The sequence below is a fragment of the Streptomyces hazeniae genome, from assembly GCF_031845485.1.
Lineage (GTDB): Bacteria > Actinomycetota > Actinomycetes > Streptomycetales > Streptomycetaceae > Streptomyces > Streptomyces hazeniae.
The window spans coordinates 1-895 of the sequence record NZ_JAVREQ010000067.1; the positions used below are offsets into that span (position 1 = coordinate 1).

Annotated in this window: 1 rRNA gene; it reads left to right on the plus strand. The window is 59.3% G+C overall.

Annotation, left to right across the window (positions count from 1 at the left end):
• Positions 1–139: 139 nt before the first annotated feature.
• A 23S ribosomal RNA gene (locus RM572_RS28580) occupies positions 140–895 on the plus strand; the annotation flags it as partial.

An 895-nucleotide genomic window follows, 5' to 3' on the forward strand; every position in this document is an offset into this window, starting at 1 on the left:
GGGCGCGCTGTTGGGTGTCTGAGGGCACGGCCGCATGGTCTGTTGTCTTCGGTCCGGTCCCAGTGTTCTCGGGTTTTGGCTCGGGGTGATGGGTGGCTGGTTGTTGTTTGAGAACTGCACAGTGGACGCGAGCATCTGTGGCCAAGTTTTTAAGGGCGCACGGTGGATGCCTTGGCACCAGGAACCGATGAAGGACGTGGGAGGCCGCGATAGGCCCCGGGGAGCTGTCAACCGAGCTGTGATCCGGGGGTGTCCGAATGGGGAAACCCGGCAGTCGTCATGGGCTGTCACCCGCACCTGAATGTATAGGGTGTGTGGAGGGAACGCGGGGAAGTGAAACATCTCAGTACCCGCAGGAAGAGAAAACAACCGTGATTCCGGGAGTAGTGGCGAGCGAAACCGGATGAGGCTAAACCGTATGTGTGTGATACCCGGCAGGGGTTGCGCATGCGGGGTCGTGGGACCGTACTTCAGTCGTCTGCCGGCGGCTGGGCGAGTCAGAAATTGTGGGTGTAGGCGAAGGGCATGCGAAAGGCCCGGCGTAGAGGGTAAGACCCCCGTAGCTGAAACATCTGCAACTCGTTTGTGCGGCACCCAAGTAGCATGGGGCCCGAGAAATCCTGTGTGAATCTGGCGGGACCACCCGTTAAGCCTAAATATTCCCTGGTGACCGATAGCGGATAGTACCGTGAGGGAATGGTGAAAAGTACCGCGGGAGCGGAGTGAAAGAGTACCTGAAACCGTGTGCCTACAAGCCGTGGGAGCGTCGCACAGCAAGCTTGCTTGCTGTGTCGTGACTGCGTGCCTTTTGAAGAATGAGCCTGCGAGTTTGCGGCATGTTGCGAGGTTAACCCGTGTGGGGGAGCCGTAGCGAAAGCGAGTCCGAAGAGGGCGA